Consider the following 19,906-nt stretch of genomic DNA (forward strand, 5'->3'; position numbering starts at 1 on the left):
GGTTTTCTGATTTAATCAGGTGGACACAAGTCCGCCGATATAAGGATTCGGATAAAATATTACATCGAGGATAAACTTTGTATAGCAGTAAAATCTAAGTCAAAGGTGTGATGGTAAATGAGAAAAACACTTTCTACATTTGTAATTATTGGTTGCTTTGCTTTGATGTTTGGAATGGGGGTAGTAAGTGCGACAGGAACAACAACAAATGGAAACGGAATTTCATCAACTGGGGTTCGAGCCAATAATGACAATTACAATACGACATCCTTAAATAATGGAGGAAATTACAGAGCCACAGCATTATCTGATAACGATAATGATTTTGACTGGGGATGGTTAGGGCTTCTTGGATTAATTGGCTTAGCAGGAATGAGAAGCCGCAATCGTGAACGCGACGGAGCACGTTAAGCACTAAACTTGCATTTCCTAATGCAATGAAATTGGCCGCTCTTTATTGAGCGGCTTTTTATATGCAATAAGAAAGGACCATCGAGGGCTTTGAAGGAATCATTTTATTAGTAATTTTTTCCTGTATTGTCTCATCTATAACCGCTTCGACTGTCAAAGTTTGAATTATAGGGTTTATGGAGATATTAGGTGGTAATCTGTTAATAATTGGGTGGTTAACCTTGCAGTATATATATGAGGACATGGCTAAGCATGAATTGAACACGGAGCTTGAAGTCACCTTGAGCGTCATCCGGTCCCTGCTTGGCAACAGTACCGATCTTGTCATTCGCAATTTTAAAATCATGACGAAGCTGCAGCCGCATTCGGCCGCAATCGTATACGTCGACGGGCTTGCCAACCCGAAGGACCTGCTGGAGTCGCTGCTTGCCGACAGCGGCGAGACGCAGGCGTTTCACCAGCTCTCAGACGTGACCGAACCCTTGGAACTGATCCGATTGTATATGCTCAAGATCGGCGATATCAAGGCTGCGTTCAAATTTGAAGCACTCTGTCACGGCGTTTTATCTGGCGAAACCGCGGTGCTCGTGGAAGGTTATTCAGAAGGAATCATTGCCAGTACGAATGAGTGGAGAGACAGGGGCGTGACCGAGCCTAGCTCCCAGTCGGTCGTCAGGGGTCCGCGGGAAGGGTTCTCCGAAACTCTTCGTACGAATACCGCTTTGATCCGGCGCAAAATCAAAGATCCCCGATTGTGGCTGGAGACGAGACAGGTCGGCTCCGTGACGCATACGGACGTTGCCATCATGTACATAAAAGGGATCGTGGACGACAAGATCGTGGAAGAAGTCCGCTTCCGGTTGAATCGGATCGACATTGATGCGATTCTGGAGAGCGGCTACATCGAAGAGTTGATTCAAGATGAGACATATACGCCGTTTCCGACGATCTACAATACAGAGCGTCCAGATACGGTCGCTGGCGGCCTGTTAGAGGGGCGGGTGGCCATTATCGTCGACGGAACGCCTTTCGTGCTGCTCGTGCCGGCCTTATTCACGCATTTCATGCAAACGGCTGAAGATTATTATCAACGTGCGGACATCGGCACGCTGCTTCGGATGCTCCGGTACGTTTGCACGTTCATAGCATTGTTCGGACCGGCAGCATACATCGCGATCACAACCTTTCATCAAGAAATGATTCCGACTCCGCTCCTCATCAGCATCGTGGCTCAGCGGGAAGGGATCCCGTTCCCTGCGTTCGTCGAAGCCATTCTGATGGAAGTGACCTTCGAAATTCTCAGGGAAGCCGGCGTTCGCATGCCACGAACGGTAGGGCAGGCCGTATCGATCGTCGGGGCGCTCGTCATCGGCCAAGCAGCGGTGGAAGCGGGCTTGGTCGGCCCGGCGATGGTCATCGTCGTGTCCATCACGGCGATCTCGAATTTCGTCATTCCTTCGTACAACATGGGCATTTCGATCCGGATGTCTCGCTTTGTATTGATGATGCTCGCCGCTTCCTTCGGGTTGTACGGCATTCTGATAGGCGTCATTATCATGGTACTGCACCTTTGCAGCCTGCGTTCGTTCGGCGTACCCTATCTGGCGCCGTTCGCGCCGTTAATCTTGGAGGATCAGAAGGACAATATTTTCCGATTGCCACAATGGACGTTCATAACGCGTCAGCACATGATTAGTCCGAATAACCGGAAACGGCAAAAGAAGCGTCCTCCGCAAAAACCTGCGCCATAGCGGCACCTTTACAGATTCTGAAAGGCGATGATTCAAGCCATGCTACTGCGCAAATTGCTGTTGTCTGCGCTTCTGCTCCTGATGTCTTCGGCGTTGACCGGATGCTGGAATCGAAAAGAGCTCAGCGAGATCTCCATTGCGACGGCCTTCGGATTCGATAAGTACCGCGAAAATTACAACGTATCGGTTCAGTTAATCAACGCTACGGAAATCGCCGCTTCGAAGGGCGGGGGTGGACGGGTTCCCGTGATTACGGTGCAGTTGTCCCAAGGGCACACGATCTTTGAATCGATTCGCGCTATGACCACGACGACGCCGCGAAAGATTTATTCGTCCCATTTGCGCATTCTCGTCATCGGGGAGAAGCTAGCCAGGGAAGGCATCGCGAAAGTGCTGGACGCCCTCTCCCGTGACCATGAATTACGGACGGATTTCTACATCGTCGTAGCAAAGGGAGGTCCCGCGAACGACGTGCTGAAAATTTTGACGCCGCTGGAAAAAATTCCGACCGATAAACTGTTCTCCTCGCTCGAGGCTTCCGAGCGAAGCTGGGGAGTGACGTCCACAGTCGACCTGCACCAGCTGATCTATGAATTAGTTGACCCAGGCAAGGATCCCGTCCTGCCCGGCGTCCGCATCATTGGCGACATTAAGCAAGGAGAATCCAAATCCAACTTGGATAACGTGAGTCCGCAAACACTACTGAAATACGAGAATCTCGCCGTGTTCCGCAAGGATAAGCTCGTGGGATGGCTGAGCGATAAACAAAGCAAAGGCTATAACTACATTCGAGGAAACATCCAAAGCACAATCGTCCGGCTTCCGTGTCCGAAAGGCGACGATCTGGCGATTGAATTGATTCATGCGACTCACAAGATCAAAGGGAAAATTGTGAACGGACATCCGGAAATCCAAGTGACCGTCAGGGCGGAAGGCAATATAGGAGAGGTGGAGTGCAACATGGATTTGGGCACGAACGAGGCCATCGCGTTGCTCGAGAAGGAATTAAGCGATGAAATCAAGGCGAGCATGGCATCCTCCGTCAAGCGGGCTAAAGCTTATAAAGCGGACATATTCGGTTTCGGATCCGCAATTCATCGGGCCGATTACAGAGTATGGCACCGTCTGGAGGACCACTGGGAAGACGAGTTCGTCCATCTGCCTGTGCATCTGACGGTAGACGCGAAAATCCGCCGCACCGGTTCTGTTGTGCAGTCCTTCCTTAAGAGAATGGAGGAGGAATGAGTTGTTATGGATCATCTTGATCATCCTCACGAGCGTCGCGGTCTACGAGTACCCGCGGCTCAAACGCGCCGGACAATTCAAGGAGCTTTGGCTCTTTACGTTCTTGCTGTTGTTCGGCATGCTGCTCAGCGTTGCCGAAAACCTACATATGCCCATCCCGAACCCGCTTGATTGGATCACAGCGCTGTACAAGCCGATGAGCAGGGCCATTCTGTCCACCCTTGAATAACACCCGGAAAGAAGGTCTCGGTGAAATGATCGAGAAAGGCAAAATCAACCCGCGACAATTTTCGATCCTTACGCTTTTGTTCTGTTTAGGCAGCACCATTCTAATCGTGCCATCCGCGCTGACTTCTGTCGCCAAGCAGGATGGATGGCTCGCCGCCATTGCCGGGGTTGTCGGCGGCATGGCGGTCATTGTGCTCTACAGCATATTGGGTTCGAGATACCCTGACCAATCTTTAATGCAATATACCGAAACCATTCTAGGCAAATGGCTGGGCAAGATCGCCTGCGCGCTCTTACTAACCTATTTTTTTATCCTGTCGGCATTGGTGCTTCGGAACGTGGGCGACTTCATTACGACCATCGTCATGCCCGAGACGCCGATTCAAGTCGTGCATGCCCTGTTCCTGCTTGCCACCGTCATGGGCGTGAGCTTGGGCTTGGAAGTCATTGCGCGTTCGTCGGAAATTTTCCTGCCGTGGATCGTCTTGATGATCGTCGTGTTGATCGTGTTCCTGATTCCTCAAGTCCAAATTGACCGCATACAGCCGTTGTTTGAAACCGGAGCCAAAGGGATTATCCACGGAAGCTTGTCGGTCCTGAGCATTCCCTACTTGGAACTCGTCGTCTTACTGATGGTCTATCCGTACGTCAATAAACCGAAGAAAATCCGCTCAGCCTTTATGAGGGGAGGACTCCTCGGCGGTTTGATCATCATCACCGTGACGATCCTATGCGTGTTCGTCCTCGGGTGGGACTTCACGGCCCGCCATACCTTTCCCAGCTATACATTGGCTAAAAAAATTCAAGTCGGGGAGTTTCTCCAGCGCATCGAGGTATTGGTGGCGATTATTTGGTTTCTGACAATCTTCTTCAAGTTAGCCGTCTGCTTCTATGCCTCGATGCTCGGCATGGCCCAACTGTTCCGATTACGAACCTACCGTCCCCTTCTCGTGCCTTGTAGCATCGTGCTCGGCGTGTTATCGATCATCGTCTATCCGAATATTGTGTATTTCCGCGTGTTCGCGGCTGAAATCTGGCCGTTCTACGCGCTTACGTTCGGCTTGTTCATGCCAATCCTGCTACTGATTGTTTCCGTATTGAAGCCGAAGCGTGCGCAGACGCCACTTCCGCCGAGGGTAGGAGAAAGCTCATAAAAAGAGGCTAACTTGCATTTCCTAAAGAAAACCCCAACCATCTACAATTTGAAAGATGAAAATGTGAAAATATAGCTTCACTCATTGTTGTTATGTATGAGTGAAGTTTTTTGATTGTATTATTAAATGACATTAGCTACTACTAAACTTCTACCTACTAAAAATATCATGGAGTTAGCCAAACCTTTATTTCATCGAAAGCCATAAATGATCCTATTAAGGCCCGTTCCGAATTGGAATGGGCCTTTTTCTGCACAATAGGCATGCTATTTAAATTATTATGACTAATAATAAATGATTAATGTTAACTATTGCATTATATATGAGTCATACATATAATTGTGACATACAATACAAAAAAGGTGGCTGGGCAGGTGAAAATTGGTTTGAGCGGTACCGGACGTATTGGCCGGTTGTGTTTACGTAAAGCTTTAGCACGCAATGGGGGCATTTGGAGGATTGGACTTATCAATACGTTGGCCACTATTGAAACGTTAGCTCATTTGCTTCAGTACGATTCCGTTCACGGTAAATGGGACGCTGAAATCCAGGTTGAAGATCCGTTCTTGATTATCAATGGTTATCGAATCCCCGTTGTCTCGCACTCGGAACCGGACCTCATTCCTTGGCGGCAATATGGTGTGGATTTCGTCATTGATGCAACCGGAAAGTTTACGGATCGTCATGCGATGGAGAGGCATTTATCGGCAGGGGCTAAGAGAGTGCTTATTACATCGCCTGGCAAAGATATAGATTTCACCATCGTGATGGGCGTCAATGAAGATGGTTACGATCCGGTCCATCATCGACTCATTTCCGCAGCCTCCTGTACGACCAATTGTCTGGCTCCTGTCCTTCATATTTTAGACAAAGCCTTCGGCGTGAAGAGTGGATGGATGACAACGGTTCATGCATTCACAAGCGATCAGAACCATCTCGACAACGGACACAAGGATTTGCGGCGCGCGCGCGCTTGCACCAACTCGATTATTCCAACATCAACGGGAATCAGCAAAGCATTGACGGATGTTCTTCCTGCTCTCGCTCCTCATATGAAAGGAATTTCTGTACGGGTACCAACTCAAGATGTTTCATTGCTCGATCTTCAGGTTCGACTAAGTAGATCGGTTACGGAAGAGGAAGTGAAAGAAGCGATTAGAATCGCAATAGCGGGCAGAATGGGTACTTATGTCGATTATAACGAACTGCCGCTCGTATCTGCCGACTACATCGGTAATGAGAAGTCGGCCATTATTGACGGACTCAGCATGATGACGCAGGAGGACCAGGTGAAATTATTGGCCTGGTACGACAACGAATGGGCCTATGCAAGCCGTGTGATCGATGTGGTCTGTATGGTCGCGGGGAAAGAAAGCAACTATGACGAGGAGGGGGAAGTATGGATAACCAGTGTAATATAACGCCGAAGAACGAGCTGGGAATTATACTATGCAAAATTTGTAACGAGGTAATAGCTACGCTGCCGACCAACCGCTATAGAAAATTCTATTCGGTTTGTGGCAAGGAGCCATGCACCTTAAATAAACAAGGCGAGCAACCACTAATGTCGACATCGAAAATGGTGTATGGATTCTCAGAAGGAAATGCGAAAATGAAAGCAATGCTCGGCGGCAAAGGCGCGAATCTGGCGGAGATGACACGTTCCGGCTTACCAGTTCCACAGGGCTTTACGATTACCACCGAAGCCAGCCATGCTTTCTTTCAATCGGGAAACCGAATGACGGACGATCTCCTAGCGCAAATACAATCTGCACTTACTGGACTTGAAGCCGATACCGGTCAAAAATTTGGCGATCCCGTCCATGCTCTGCTTGTTTCAGTTCGATCAGGCTCTGTTACCTCTATGCCGGGTATGATGGATACCATTCTGAATTTGGGATTGAACGATGAAACCGTGCAAGGCTTGGCTGTATTAACCGGTAATGAACGATTTGCCTACGACTGCTACCGGCGATTAATCCAAATGTTTGGCAGCGTCGTGCTCGGAATGGAGTCCTATCACTTTGAAAGTCTCCTCCATCGATTGAAGAGAAATGCCGGTGTCGAGCTGGATCAAGATGTGACGCCTGAAGGTTGGCGCGGTCTGGTAGATGAATACAAGTCGTGCATAAAGAGGAAGACAGGCCGAGAGTTCCCCCAGCAAGTACACGAGCAATTGAAAATGGCCGTGGAAGCTGTTTTCAAATCGTGGAACAACAACAGGGCGCAAATATATCGCAAAATCAACCAGATCCCCGATGATCAAGGGACGGCCGTCAATGTGCAGAGCATGGTTTTCGGCAATAAAGGCGATGACTGCGGCACCGGTGTAGTGTTCACTCGCAATCCTTCGACCGGGGACAATGAGCTGTTCGGCGAATACCTCGTCAATGCACAGGGAGAAGACGTGGTTGCCGGCGTCAGAACGCCTTATCCCATCGAGACACTGAAGGTCGCGATGCCGGAAATCTATGAACAGCTGGCTCAGGTATGCATGCAATTGGAGCAGCACTACAAGGATATGCAGGATATTGAATTCACCGTTGAGAACGGGAAACTGTATGTGCTGCAAACGAGAAATGGCAAGCGAAATGCTCAGGCGGCAATGAAGCTGGCAGTTGATTTTGTGAAGGAAGGCTTAATTAGCCGCGAGGAGGCGCTGCAAAGAATCGAAGTTTCCCACCTCGATCAGCTGCTTCACAGGGGAATCGATGAAAGCAAGGTGCTTGATATATTGGCGACAGGATTGCCGGCTTCGCCCGGTGCCGCGATCGGAGTCGTGGCATTCGATGCAGATACAGCAGCCGAATGGAGTGGCTATGGTAAGCAAGTGATCTTAATTCGACCGGAGACAACGCCGGAAGACATTCATGGGGTATTGGCGGCGGAAGGCGTCCTCACCGGCCGCGGTGGGATGACCAGTCATGCCGCGGTTGTAGCGCGAGGGATGGGCAAGCCGTGCGTATGCGGTTGCGAAGGCGTGCGAATTGACTTGGAGACACGGCGAATGTTTGCTGGCGATCGTATTGTTGAAGAGGGAGAATGGATCACCTTAGATGGTGCAAGCGGCAGAGTAATCTTAGGCGCTATTCCGCTTCAAGACGCAGCTGCGACGTCAGAGCTGCTTCAAATTCTCGAGTGGGCGGATGAAATCCGCAAATTACGCGTCTATGCCAATGCCGATAATCCGGAAGATGCCCAGACGGCTCGCGGCTTTGGCGCTGAGGGCATCGGCTTGTGCCGGACGGAGCATATGTTCTTTGCTCCTTCTCGTCTGACGGCCATGCAAAGGATGATCATGGCGGATACAACGGATGAACGTAAAGCAGCTCTGACTCAGCTGCTGCCGATGCAGCAATCCGATTTCGAGGGCATCTTTCAAGCCATGGACGGACTTTCCGTCACGATACGACTTCTTGATCCGCCGCTGCACGAGTTTCTTCCCAAAGTAAGCGAGCTGCAGCGCAAGCTGGATGACTCCGTTTCATTAGAAGAACAGGCCTTGTTGGCACAAATGATCCGTAAAGTGCACTCGCTTCATGAATCCAATCCGATGCTTGGCCAAAGGGGATGTCGATTAGGCATTATTTATCCGGAGATCTATGACATGCAAATTGAAGCCATTTTCAATGCGGCATCTGCCTGCATGGACAGAGGGGTGTCTGTCATTCCTGAAATCATGATTCCGCTTGTGGGTCACGCTTCCGAATTAGAACGATTGCGCAAACGGGTGGATCAGGTTGCGGAACGGGTTATGCAAGCTAGAGCTTGCAACTACAAGGTAGGTACGATGATCGAAGTGCCTCGTGCCGCTCTGACCGCCCGCCGGATCGCCGCTCACGCAGACTTTTTCTCGTTCGGCACCAACGATTTGACGCAGATGACCTTCGGCTACAGCCGCGATGACGCGGAAGGGAAATTTCTGACGCATTATTTGGATCAGAAGATCCTGCAGCATAACCCGTTCCAGTCGCTGGATACAGAAGGAGTCGGCCAATTGATTGAAATGGCGGTCACTGCGGGACGTTCCTTGAAACCTTTGCTCAAGACCGGTATATGCGGCGAACATGGTGGCGAAAAAGCGTCGATCGCATTTTGCCATGAAATCGGACTGGATTACGTCAGTTGCTCGCCATACCGGATTCCGATGGCCCGAATTGCGGCGGCCCAAGCAGAGATCGAACAAAAGGAGCGGACAGAACGATTAAAGGCAGTTACAGCGGTGTGATCTGGGTACCAGATCGGTTACAATAGGGAGAATAGAATGTTTATGCGGGAGGGAACTACCATCGAATTGTCACCTCGTCAATTGGAAATTATGGAGTTGATTCAGAAACGGGCTCCGATTACCGGAGAGCAAATCGCCGAATATCTCGGAGTTACCCGTCCCTCCATTAGATCCGATCTCGTGCTGCTCAGTATGCTGGGGGTTATCGACGCCAAGCCTAAAGTCGGTTATTTTATAGGAAGTACGTTGTTAAAGCCGGAGTCAGGGATGTCCGACATCACGCATCGGCCGGTCAAAGAAGTAATGGGTATTCCAATCGTTCTTCGTGGAAACGCAACCGTGAATGATGCCGTTGTAACGCTGTTTCTCGAGAATGTCGGCAGTCTCACTATCGTTGATAGCTCCGGTGCGCTGGAGGGAATTGTGTCGCGCAAAGATCTATTGAAGGTGACAGTGGGCAATCCACAAGCATCGAATGTTCTGCTCGGTATGGTTATGACCCGCTATCCGAACATCGTCACGGTGTCGCCGGAGGATTCTGTCCGCGAAGCCATGCGCAAAATGATCATGCACGAAGTGGACGGCCTGCCTGTCGTATTGCCGATCCAATCTTCTGAAGGACCGCCCAAAGTTGAGGTGGTTGGTAGAATTACGAAGACGACCGTGATGAAATTGCTGTACGACGTCATTGCGGACCAAACTTAAGGGGCGGATTCAAATTGAATCAACTAGGCAATAAGATCTTCGTCGTCTCGGATTCTATCGGGGATACTGCGGATGGTGTTGTACGCGCGATGCTCAGCCAATTTGATGCCGAGAATGTCACCATCAAACGCTTTGCCCATATTAAATCAGAAGATGAGATTCACCCTATCATGGAAGAGGCTGCCCGAATCGGGAGCTTCGTCGTATATACACTCGTTCTTCCCGAATTGAGAGAGATGATCCGGCTTGAGTCGCTGCGCCTGAAGGTATTTGCCGTGGACATCATGGGACCGGTTATGGAGGCGTTTGTCCATACGTTTCATTCGGCACCGAAAGAGAAACCCGGACTTCTTCATCAATTGGATAAAGCATATTTCAAGAGAGTGGAAGCGATCGAGTACACCGTAAAGTGCGATGACGGTCAGGCTTCGACAATCTGGGAGCAGGCAGATATTATACTGCTCGGCGTATCTAGAACGTCTAAGACACCGCTGAGTATTTTCCTCGCACATAAAGGCTACAAAGTGGCGAACTACCCGATCGTACCGGAATTGAAGCCTCCGCAATTGCTGTTTGAATTGCGGAATTGTAAATTCATCGGGTTAACCATGAAACCGGAGAGTCTGGTAAAGATTCGCGAGGAACGGCTGAAAGCATTGGGGCTGCCCGAAGGTGCAGCGTACACTTCGCTTAAACGAGTGAACGATGAACTGGAGTATGCGGAAGCTGCATTCCGTAGATTGGGGTGCACCGTTCTGGACGTGACGGAGCGGGCAATTGAAGAGACAGCCGGGAAGATTGTGGATGAGATTTTGGCATTTTAATACGAAAAATCTTAGGCGCTGTTGCGAATGCAACGGCGCTTTTTTATTGGGCATAGTCCCAATACGATAGTTCTTGAGGCTTGAACAAATAGGCATCAATCGCATCCACCACAGTTTAATTGCTGCGTCTTCCGCCCGGAGACATAAATTCAGAGGAATAGGTTGGGGGAATTTGGTTGTCTTTCTAACCTAATTTGTTCGTTTTATAGGGAGTTCCACTAATGGAGCCGTTACGGTGAAGCATAATTGGGGGATTTTTATTCGACATAACGCGGCACTTTTCTACAATACGTCTACTGTATACTAACGGTGAAGTCTATTTCATATAACTAGGGGGTAATAGAATTGCCCAAAACAGGATGGAAATTGCTTTCCGGTATCTCCGCCAGTGCCATTGTGGCGAGCACTTTATTAAACGTCGGTACTCCTGCGGATAAACAGGTAGCGAATGCAGCAATTCAGGAATGGACAACGACCGATTTAGGAGTGGCCAATGACGAAAGACTGATTGAGATGTTAAAAAAGCAAGGGAAAATCGGAAAGGATGCAAGTCCTGCGGAAGCCGAGATAGCGTTGACGGCTTTTTTGAAAGCGAAAAATCATGCAGCGAAACCAAAAGGATTCGACTCCGATGTTCTGGAAGTGCTGAAAGACAAATCGAATTCAAACGCTAATGGATTGGTGAACGGCAAAGGGAATAAATTAGGGCAAGCCAAAAAAACGACGGTCGACTCCGTTGAAGCAGAAGTCTATAACGGCGGTGTCCGTACGGATAAAGTACTCGTTCTAGCGATCGATTTCCCGAATTACCCGAAAAGCTCCATTACGAAAGAAGAAACGGATATGTTTTATGAAGATTATACGCATGAACATTTCCAAACTATGATTTTCGGACCAAATGGCTATACAGGGCCAAATGGCGAACATATGATTTCCATGAAGCAATACTATGAAGCCCAATCGGGTGGAAGCTACACCGTAGAAGGAACGGTAGCGGGCTGGTACACAGCCGATTATCCGGCTGCCTACTACGGAGCGAACTATCCAACGCCAAACGGCGACGACATTAACGCCAGAGGCCTGGTGAAAGAAGCGTTGAAAAAAGCCGCTCAAGATCCTTCCATCAACTTAGCCGATTACGATGCATGGGATCGCGACGATTACAACGGAAACGGCATCTACAATGAGCCGGACGGCATCATAGACCATTTAATGGTCATTCACTCCGGAGTAGGTGAAGAAGCGGGTGGCGGAAGCTTAAGCTTGGATGCGATTTGGTCACACCGCTCGAAACTTGCTGCGGGTCCAGTCGCGGTTCCCGGTGGAAAATCCAACAGCAATCGCTTTGGAGGATTGTTAGGTGCCTGGGATTACACGATTGAACCGGAAGACGGAGCTGCAGGTGTTTTCTCTCATGAATTCGGTCACGATTTAGGCCTTCCGGATGAATATGACACGCAATACACCGGTGCTGGCGAGCCAGTCGCGTATTGGTCCATCATGTCTGCAGGAAGCTGGGCGGGAGCCGTTCCAGGTACAGAACCATCGGGATTTAGTCCGTATGATAAAGAACTATTACAGAATTTACATGGTGGAAACTGGCTTAGCGGAACCACTATTCACGCGAATGATGTAACGAGCGCGGGAACCACGGTTCTCTTGGATGAAGCCTCCACTAAAGGAACCAACCATGACGCGGTACGCGTGAACTTACCGGATAAAGAAAATCACGTGAACGTTCCATCAAGCGGAACCTATGAATATTATAGTGGTTCAGGAAATGATATGGAACATTCGATGACGGCGACGGTTAACCTGGCAAACGCAGCGCATCCGGCTTTAACGTTCCAAGCTTGGTACGACATTGAAGAAGACTGGGATTATGCATCTGTTCAAGTGAAAGAAGAAGGGTCTAACGTTTGGACTTCTGTTCCGGGGAACATTACGAAGGACAGTAACCCGAACAACCAAAATCCTGGTCATGGGATTACGGGTACGTCAAACGGATGGATACCGGCTGCATTTGATTTAAGTGCTTATGCAGGAAAACAAGTGAGCATTAAGTTTAACTATTGGACAGACCCTTATGTCGCTCAACGCGGATTCTACGTGGACGATATCCAACTCACTTCTGACGGCCAAACGATTCTGTCGGATAATGCAGAAGGAAATGCAGCGTTTACGTTCCAAGGATTCGCTAAAGACAAAGGTACTTACTTCTCTACAAATTACTATCTATTAGAATGGAGATCCCATAACGGGGTGGATGCGGCTTTGGGACACATCCGTCGCGGCGCAAGTCTTATGAGTTATGACCCGGGTCTAGTGGTTTGGTATGTGGATGAAACCTTTGACAATAACTGGACGGGAGCACACCCCGGTGACGGTTTCCTAGGTGTTGTCGATGCGGATCAGCGTGCAATGAACTGGAGCGATAAAGCAGTTGCTTCTTCTCGCTACCAAGTCCATGACGCTGCATTTGGATTAAATAAAACAAATGCCATGTTCTTAGATTACAAGAACCTTTTAGGCATTACGATGAAAGACAATTATACTGCTCGCAACCCAATGTTTGATGACCATGCGGACTTCTCAAACCCTGGTCTGATCGATGCGGGACGTAACATTCCAACGTACGGATTAAAGTTCCGCGTGGTGGGTGAAAGTGCGGATGGCACAGTCGGTAAAGTCTTGATTTTCAAATAATGTAGACACAGCAATAAAGAAGGGTGCCGATCCAGTTAGGATAGGCACCCTTCTTGTCATTTGCGCTCTATTTGTTTCGAGTAAACGTTTGACCTGCCATCTCAAGCGTATCGCCGTTTACGGTGAACTCGGCCGTACTTACGGACCTGTCCGAAACGATACGGATATGGGACGAGTCAAGGATCAAGTAGTTGCCTACCGGTTGGCCAGCACGATAGAAGACGCCGTCCGCGGTCAGTTCCATCACGGTTCCTTTGCGTGATTCGGTCCAGGAGCCGACTAGCTTTGAAACGATTTCCGCACTTGCGGATGCTGCAGGAGAGAGGACCAAATCATATCCTCTTGCTGTCAGATGTTCGGCGATTTCCTTGTAGCTGGCGTAATCTGCAGTGCCTGCTCCGAACGGATTCTCCTTTGCGCCTCGCAGGACATATACGTATTCGCCTTTGGTTCCCAATACCGAGTCTTTTCCATCATGGCTATTCGCTGCATTCCATTTTGCTTGATCAACAACCTCTACGGTAGCGATAACCCGTGCTTCAGGGGATGCTGCATCTTGCGGCAAGTAAAGCAAGTCGATCGCGCTTAGAGCATTCGCCGACAATGCTCCGGACTTGATTCCGTCCGCGATCGATTCCGCCGGCCAAACGGTCGGGCGGAGCTTGCCGCCAAACGAGGATGGAATTTGCAAAGAGTAGCCGTATTTGTCCAAAATCAATTGCTCATCCATACGGTACTCGAGAAACTCGCTGTTGTGGGTGAAATATGCCGTCTGTGACGACCCTTCCCAATATACGTCGTAACCGAGCTGTCCGGCTACGCTTCGAACGGGCAAATACGTGCGGTTGTTATAAACAAGCGGCGTCAATGCCGAGCCGTCCTCGTCTTTTAATTCGACCTGGCTGCCGCCGACATTGATGTTTACGGACGGATTTAAGAATGCCTTCACTTGGGTCAATTGCCCGGATGCGTATACGCCAGCCGCGAGCCCTAACGTCATGGTTGCGGTTAACCCTGCAGCGATAACGGTTTTTTTCTTCATGATAATGACCTCCGTAAGCTTATTGTGATCTGCACATAGCTATGACGGGTAACCTCACGAAAAAGTTTGGAACCATTCCCCGATACGGTATTATTTTACGTATTCTTGATTGATCAGAACGTCGGTTAATAGCTCAGTTGGAATGACGAACTCTACGATGCCCATCGATCCGGGGGCGACAGCGTACTTATCGAAGGAAATGACCAGTTTGTTGTCCGCGTTAATATAAAAGTTTTGATCCTTGCCGATGGATCTGAAATTCAAGTCCGACTCTTGCTGGCCATTTCCGGTAACCCAGAAAAACGAGTTTTTGTCTTGTTTCATTCTCGCCAGCATTTGTTCCTTAATGTTTTTGCTGATGAGAGCGATGTACCGCTCGTCTTTAAAGAGACTCGGCAGCGTGATGAGCACATGGTTCACTTTGTCTACGGTATCGTATTTGAACGTGGTGGAAGAAGAACCTACGGTATTTGCGACATAGCGTCCAACGGACAACAGGCGATCCGTATCGGTTTTGACAACATAACCGCTTTCCACGCCAGCTTCACCACCGCCGCTTTGTTTCAAATCCTCCATTTCCGTCATGAATTCATCGTACAGCCGTTTGCTCTCGGCAGCATATTTGTTGTTTAACTGTTGTTCTAATTTCGCGTCACCAAGATCGGCAATGACCGGCACTTGAATATGGGCTTTATAAGTCGGTTCTTCTATCTTGTATTCTCGGATGGTTAGTACTTTAGCAAGGGGGCCGATGACCGGCCATTTCGAAGATGCGTGTGCAAACGATGGACTCGTGTTTAAAGCCGAAATAAACAGTGCCGCAATTGCAGCCGCAGCTGCGATCCATCGAATACGTATCGTCTTCTTACGGACATGCCTGCGAATCACATCATCTACAAGAACATCCAGACCCTCGGGGATAGGAATTTCGCGATATTGTCGCTTCAGTTCGTTCAACTTGTTATCCATTTCCATCCACCTTACTAAAGTTTTCATCGTTCATGAACAAGCGCAGTTTTTTTAGCGCTTCGTACAATCGCGTCTTGATCGTATTGACGTTTTCGTTTAAGACACCGGCGATTTCTTCTATTTTCATGTCTTCGAAATAACGGAGCACGACTACGCTTCGATAAAGGGGAGGGAGCAAACTCAACGCATTTTCCAAATCGAAATCCCGATAGGTATCTTGTGTACTTAATCCGTAGGTTTCGAGCGTCTCCTCGTCGAGCGTGACAGCGTTTTTCTTTTTCCTCAAGAAGTCCAGCGCGGCGTTGATAACAATCCGGTAAAACCAACTTTTCGCCAGGGACGCATCCTTGAGCGACTTAGAGGCGGCTAACGCTTTCTGGATGGCATCTTGAATAATGTCCAGCGCATCATCGGGATTTCTGACGTATGTATAGGCCAATCGATAGGCATTGTCTTTGTGTTGTAAGATGCATTGCAGCACTTCCTTCGAAGAAGGGGAAGCAAACATGACGAATAAACTCTCCTTTGTGCTAAGGGACGTAAGTCTATGACGTTTCAGGCCTGCAAAAAGTTTGCTGCAGAATTATTTACCACTGAATGAAACAATAAGGAGCAGTATGCCGCGGCAACTGCTCCTTATTTAATCAGCTATTATGAAGCGGTATGGCGATCTCGGTATTGGCCGGGCGTAATGCCTTCTAACTTGCGGAATGAACGGATAAAGTTCTGCGGATTGTTGTACCGCAGCTTGGTTGCTATGTCTTTCACGGGTATATCGCTCTCTCTCAGCCACTTTTTGGCCATGCTGAACCGGTAGGTCGCCAAATACTCGCTAAAGGAGCTGTTCGTTTCCTTGCGGAAAACGCTGCTTAAATAATTGGAATTGTAATTAAGCTTCGCAGCGCATTCCTCCAGCGATAGATCGGTGTCGTAATGACGATGAATCAGATCAATGATCTTCTCCGAAATGTTGGAGTATTGAGCGTCCTGCCGGTCTCTGAAAATACGCACCATGGGGAAGATGATGCGCGTCAAGAACCAATCCTCGATTTCCGGCACTGTATTCAATTCGAATAACTCCTCAAATAACGAACTCCGACCGGAGCCAATCTGATTCATGCTAATTCCTGATTCTTGCTTAACGACCAGTAAACTATTCAAGAGGCGTACCAACGGGAAATGATATTCCTGCGGTGACATCTTCACGGAGAAGACGGGAGATAGGAACGCTTGAAGGACTTCCTTCGCTTTCTCTTTCTCGGCTAACTTGATGGCATCGATGAGGTCGTTCTCCAATTGGTTCGGGTAGCTCCTGATAAAGTAATGCTTTCCTGCATTTACGTGCTCATATTGGATAACGATGCCTGCACCCAGTTTTAGCCGGTATTTCAGTGCATCCAAGCCTTCTTGATAGGCGGCAGGAAGGAGCCCGATGTCATGGAATGGAAGACTGATGCCGATGCTGACCGTCAGATGTAGGAAACTTTGAATCTGCTGCTGCAATTGCTCGGTCAACATAAATAGGGCGGTTTTAAAGTCCTCGATTTCTGCAGCCGCGCTGCCGAACAGCGTGACAACCGTGTGATCAATCGTTAACGAAACAAGTCGGTTCTCGGGCGGTATGAGTTCTTCGATCATATTCTGGACGGCAAAGAGCAGCAGCTCGATGTCTTGTTTGCCGTATCTGGTTTCGTCCAGCGAATCGATTTGGAGAGTAACGACAGCCATCGAATGCCATTCTTCAAGCTGTGCACTGAATCCGAACCGCTCCAATTGCTCGGTGAGATCGCCTCGCTTCACATTCCCCTGGAAAGCTTTAGCCAAGAAGAACGTGCGTACCTGCTTGAGATGCTGGTGAAGCTCCCTCTCGAGCTTTGTTTTGGATTGAGCCAATTGCCGAATTTGTTCGCCGATCGCCTGGAATTCGTTCGTCCGATTCTGACGGATATCGAGTTTGCGCACGTCTATTTGCTTAAGAAGCCTTTCGATAGGCGAATACATGCGCCGCGATCCTAGCCATGCAAGCAGCATCGTAATGAGTAACATAATCACGCAAACCGCAACGGTGTACAAACCGATCTTCTTGGATTCTTTCGTCAGGCTCGCGATGGAAGTGATAGACATGTAGATCCAGCCGTTAGTCGGCGATTTGTAATACGTAACGGAAAACGATTGATGATTCATATCCGATAAGAACTGACCGACCTGCTCGTTAAGCTTGCTTTCTTGATCGAATCCGATGGCCGACAAGGGCTTTCCGATTAAATCGCGGTCAGGGTGAACAAGGATGCGGTACTGATCGTCGATAATCAACGTCATATCCGACTGATCCGGAGCATGCTCAAGCAGCGACTGCAAACTGCAGGTTGGAATGTTTGCCATGATAAGTCCATAAGGATTAGGCTCGGTTACAGGCAGCTTCTTAATCAGGCTAACGCTGTACGTGCACATCGCGCTACCGGCGCTTTCCTCGCTGTAAAAGAAGTGGGACGGATTCATGACCCAAGCCGTATCGGATTTGGCTTCGATCAGCCCATCGAGCTGATCATGGAAGGCATATTGATCGAATCGATATAAGCCGGAATTTTTAATCATCCAATTATGGCGCTTGTTAATGAGGACGACATCCTCTAGTTTGGTATCGAAAGACTGCATGTGCAATAGCTCATCCCGCAGATTGCCATAAAGATTGAAATCGCTTACAGTTAAGGAGCTGTTCATTGCATTTTTGAGCACGGCAGAGTTTATGACCTGGTTAAGCGTATGGTTGACAGTCGTAAGAATTTGCTCTACATTGGCATTAATTTGCTCAAGCAGCTGGATTTTTCCTTTGTTGACATCCTTTTGTATTTCATTGGACGAAGTTACATACGAGAAGATGCCGATGAACAAAACAGGCAACGTGCTGAGCAAAAAACAGAAAAAGGTTAATTTGGTCAGAAAACTGAATGAGCGCATCAAGAGCCATCACCTTATCAATGTTATACCACCATTGTAGGCTACTCCTCAGCACTCGGACAATAATCATTAAAGCCTAAAGTAATCATTATTGCAGATTCGGGGGGAATTGATTTGTCGCGTTGTCATTTATCCGGCCTTACTAGCAGAACCATCAAAACGATTATTCTTCTGATAACAGCGCTTACGCTTGCTTCATGCTCCAATCCATTTCATTCGGATTCGATCGAAGCAGCCGATTCCAGACCTGTCATTACCATTATGGTGCCCCTTCATTTTCCGCAGGGACCCGAGGCGTCACTTGTTCAGAAAATAGAAGATATGACCGGAACGAAGCTAGTTATCGATTGGGTTCGCGACGAGATTTATTCCGATAAGATGAATGCTGCCCTAACGATGAATTCGCTGAAGAAAGCGACGTTCGTCAAGTATACCGATTATTACCTGTTAAAAAGCGCGATTCGCTCCGACATGTTTTGGGAAATCGGCCCTTATTTGGATGCGTTTCCGAACTTAAGACGGCTGAATGGCGATATTCTTGATCAGACCGCCGTTGACGGTAAAATATTCGGTTTGTACACGGAGCGCCCGTCCTCACGGCAAGGCGTCATTGTCCGGGAGGATTGGCTCGAAAATGTAAAGCTTGCACCGCCTCGTACGCTTGACCAGCTCTATAACGTATTGAAGCAGTTTACGTATGGGGATCCCGACCGCAACGGCATGAACGATACGATCGGATTAACCGACCGAAACGATCTCGTTTTCGGTGCATTCAAGACGCTCAGCTCTTATTTCGGAACACCAAACAATTGGGTTGCATCCGATCACCGTATGGTGCCCGAATTCGAGACGGCGCCTTATATGGACACGATGAACTTCATGAAGAAGCTGTACGACGAGAAGCTCATGAATCAGGACTTTGCGGTTACGAGCAAAGATATTCAGCGGAATTTGCTTATACATGGAACGGCCGGCGTCTATATCGGGAGCATGACGGATGTACAGCGGCTGTCCAATGAAGCGAAGCAGTTCAACAAAGACGCAAGGTTTACGGTCATCAACCGGATCGAAGGCCCGCAAGGGTACAAGGTGTGGTCCATCCCGAATTTCAACGGGCTGTTCCTGTTCTCGAAGAGCGCGATCAAATCGGAGGATGAACTCAAGCAGGTGCTCACATTCTTCGACCGATCCATGGAAGCCGACGTTGCGAATCTTATGAAGTTCGGCGTTGAGGGCAGGCATTACAAGCTGCAGGGCAAGAAGGTCCAGCTGCCTTCCGCGAGCGAGCAGCTGCGTATCGATGAAGTCGGGCCGATGTATGTGCTCATGACCGCCGATTTGAGCAATCCGAACCTTCTGCAAGTCACACAGGAAGACCCGCTGCTGGCGCTTGCCGAGAAACTCAGCAGCGATAACGAGAAGTTTATCGTCAAGGATCCGACCGTGAATTTGGAATCCGCGACGTTCGATGAGCGGAGCGAGGAGCTGAACCGAATCATCACGGATGCGACGTACCACTATATTTTAGGGCAAATCGATCAAGCGGGATTTGATCAGGAAATCGACAGATGGAAGCGAAGCGGCGGCAACGCAATGATGGAGGAGTTCACGAAGTCTTATTTTGAATAGAAGAGGTATAGAAATCCGCCCCGTGATTGTGAGGCGGATTTTTTGTTGTCATGGAA

General features: G+C 48.8%; 15 protein-coding genes. 11 read left to right on the forward strand and 4 right to left on the reverse strand.

All coding sequences use genetic code 11. From position 1 onward, the window contains the following. Positions 1 to 117: 117 nt before the first annotated feature. From AC50Y3_RS07150 to AC50Y3_RS07195, 10 genes are all read left to right on the forward strand, one after another. A complete protein-coding gene (locus tag AC50Y3_RS07150; RefSeq protein WP_494818083.1) occupies positions 118 to 411 on the forward strand; it encodes a WGxxGxxG family protein in 294 nt (97 codons plus the stop codon). 242 nt (positions 412 to 653) lie between these two features. After that, positions 654 to 2,162 carry a spore germination protein gene (locus AC50Y3_RS07155; protein ID WP_494818604.1) on the forward strand — a complete coding sequence of 503 codons (1,509 nt, stop codon included), beginning with the start codon at positions 654 to 656 and terminating at the stop codon, positions 2,160 to 2,162. A gap of 39 nt (positions 2,163 to 2,201) precedes the next feature. Then, complete coding sequence (locus AC50Y3_RS07160) at positions 2,202 to 3,407, forward strand: Ger(x)C family spore germination protein (protein ID WP_494818084.1); 1,206 nt, start codon at positions 2,202 to 2,204, stop codon at positions 3,405 to 3,407. A gap of 1 nt (position 3,408) precedes the next feature. Next, positions 3,409 to 3,636 (forward strand): hypothetical protein, encoded by a 228-nt coding sequence (locus tag AC50Y3_RS07165; RefSeq protein WP_494818085.1) that lies wholly within the window; start codon positions 3,409 to 3,411, stop codon positions 3,634 to 3,636. A gap of 25 nt (positions 3,637 to 3,661) precedes the next feature. Beyond that, positions 3,662 to 4,789 (forward strand): GerAB/ArcD/ProY family transporter, encoded by a 1,128-nt coding sequence (locus AC50Y3_RS07170; RefSeq protein WP_494818086.1) that lies wholly within the window; start codon positions 3,662 to 3,664, stop codon positions 4,787 to 4,789. 374 nt (positions 4,790 to 5,163) lie between these two features. After that, positions 5,164 to 6,210 (forward strand): type I glyceraldehyde-3-phosphate dehydrogenase, encoded by a 1,047-nt coding sequence (gene gap, locus AC50Y3_RS07175; protein WP_494818087.1) that lies wholly within the window; start codon positions 5,164 to 5,166, stop codon positions 6,208 to 6,210. A gap of 143 nt (positions 6,211 to 6,353) precedes the next feature. Then, positions 6,354 to 9,017: a pyruvate, phosphate dikinase gene (gene ppdK, locus AC50Y3_RS07180; protein ID WP_494818088.1), complete on the forward strand. Its 2,664-nt coding sequence runs from the start codon at positions 6,354 to 6,356 to the stop codon at positions 9,015 to 9,017. A 42-nt stretch (positions 9,018 to 9,059) separates the two neighbouring features. Beyond that, on the forward strand, positions 9,060 to 9,722 hold the full coding sequence (locus AC50Y3_RS07185; RefSeq protein ID WP_494818089.1) for a helix-turn-helix transcriptional regulator: 663 nt from the start codon (positions 9,060 to 9,062) through the stop codon (positions 9,720 to 9,722). Positions 9,723 to 9,736: 14 nt separating this feature from the next. Then, a complete protein-coding gene (locus AC50Y3_RS07190) occupies positions 9,737 to 10,546 on the forward strand; it encodes a pyruvate, water dikinase regulatory protein (protein WP_494818090.1) in 810 nt (269 codons plus the stop codon). Positions 10,547 to 10,891: 345 nt separating this feature from the next. Next, entirely contained in the window at positions 10,892 to 13,252 is a 2,361-nt protein-coding gene (locus AC50Y3_RS07195; protein ID WP_494818091.1) for an immune inhibitor A domain-containing protein, read from the forward strand. 67 nt (positions 13,253 to 13,319) lie between these two features. Here the strand turns inward: AC50Y3_RS07195 and AC50Y3_RS07200 are convergent, their stop codons facing one another. The 4 genes from AC50Y3_RS07200 to AC50Y3_RS07215 form a co-directional block, all read right to left on the reverse strand. Next, on the reverse strand, positions 13,320 to 14,294 hold the full coding sequence (locus AC50Y3_RS07200; protein WP_494818092.1) for a stalk domain-containing protein: 975 nt from the start codon (positions 14,292 to 14,294) through the stop codon (positions 13,320 to 13,322). Positions 14,295 to 14,384: 90 nt separating this feature from the next. Next, positions 14,385 to 15,263, reverse strand: coding sequence for an anti-sigma-V factor RsiV (rsiV, locus tag AC50Y3_RS07205; RefSeq protein WP_494818093.1), 879 nt, complete (start codon positions 15,261 to 15,263; stop codon positions 14,385 to 14,387). Beyond that, positions 15,256 to 15,771, reverse strand: coding sequence for an RNA polymerase sigma factor SigV (sigV, locus tag AC50Y3_RS07210; protein WP_494818094.1), 516 nt, complete (start codon positions 15,769 to 15,771; stop codon positions 15,256 to 15,258). Before sigV ends, rsiV begins: the two co-directional genes overlap by 8 nt. A gap of 143 nt (positions 15,772 to 15,914) precedes the next feature. Continuing rightward, positions 15,915 to 18,221, reverse strand: coding sequence for a helix-turn-helix domain-containing protein (locus tag AC50Y3_RS07215; RefSeq protein ID WP_494818095.1), 2,307 nt, complete (start codon positions 18,219 to 18,221; stop codon positions 15,915 to 15,917). Between the two features lie 114 nt (positions 18,222 to 18,335). Between AC50Y3_RS07215 and AC50Y3_RS07220 the strand changes: the two genes are divergently transcribed. Further along, positions 18,336 to 19,850, forward strand: a complete 1,515-nt coding sequence (locus tag AC50Y3_RS07220) for a type 2 periplasmic-binding domain-containing protein (protein WP_494818096.1) — start codon at positions 18,336 to 18,338, stop codon at positions 19,848 to 19,850. Positions 19,851 to 19,906: the final 56 nt, after the last annotated feature.

The sequence above is a fragment of the Paenibacillus sp. J22R98 genome (assembly GCF_059383835.1).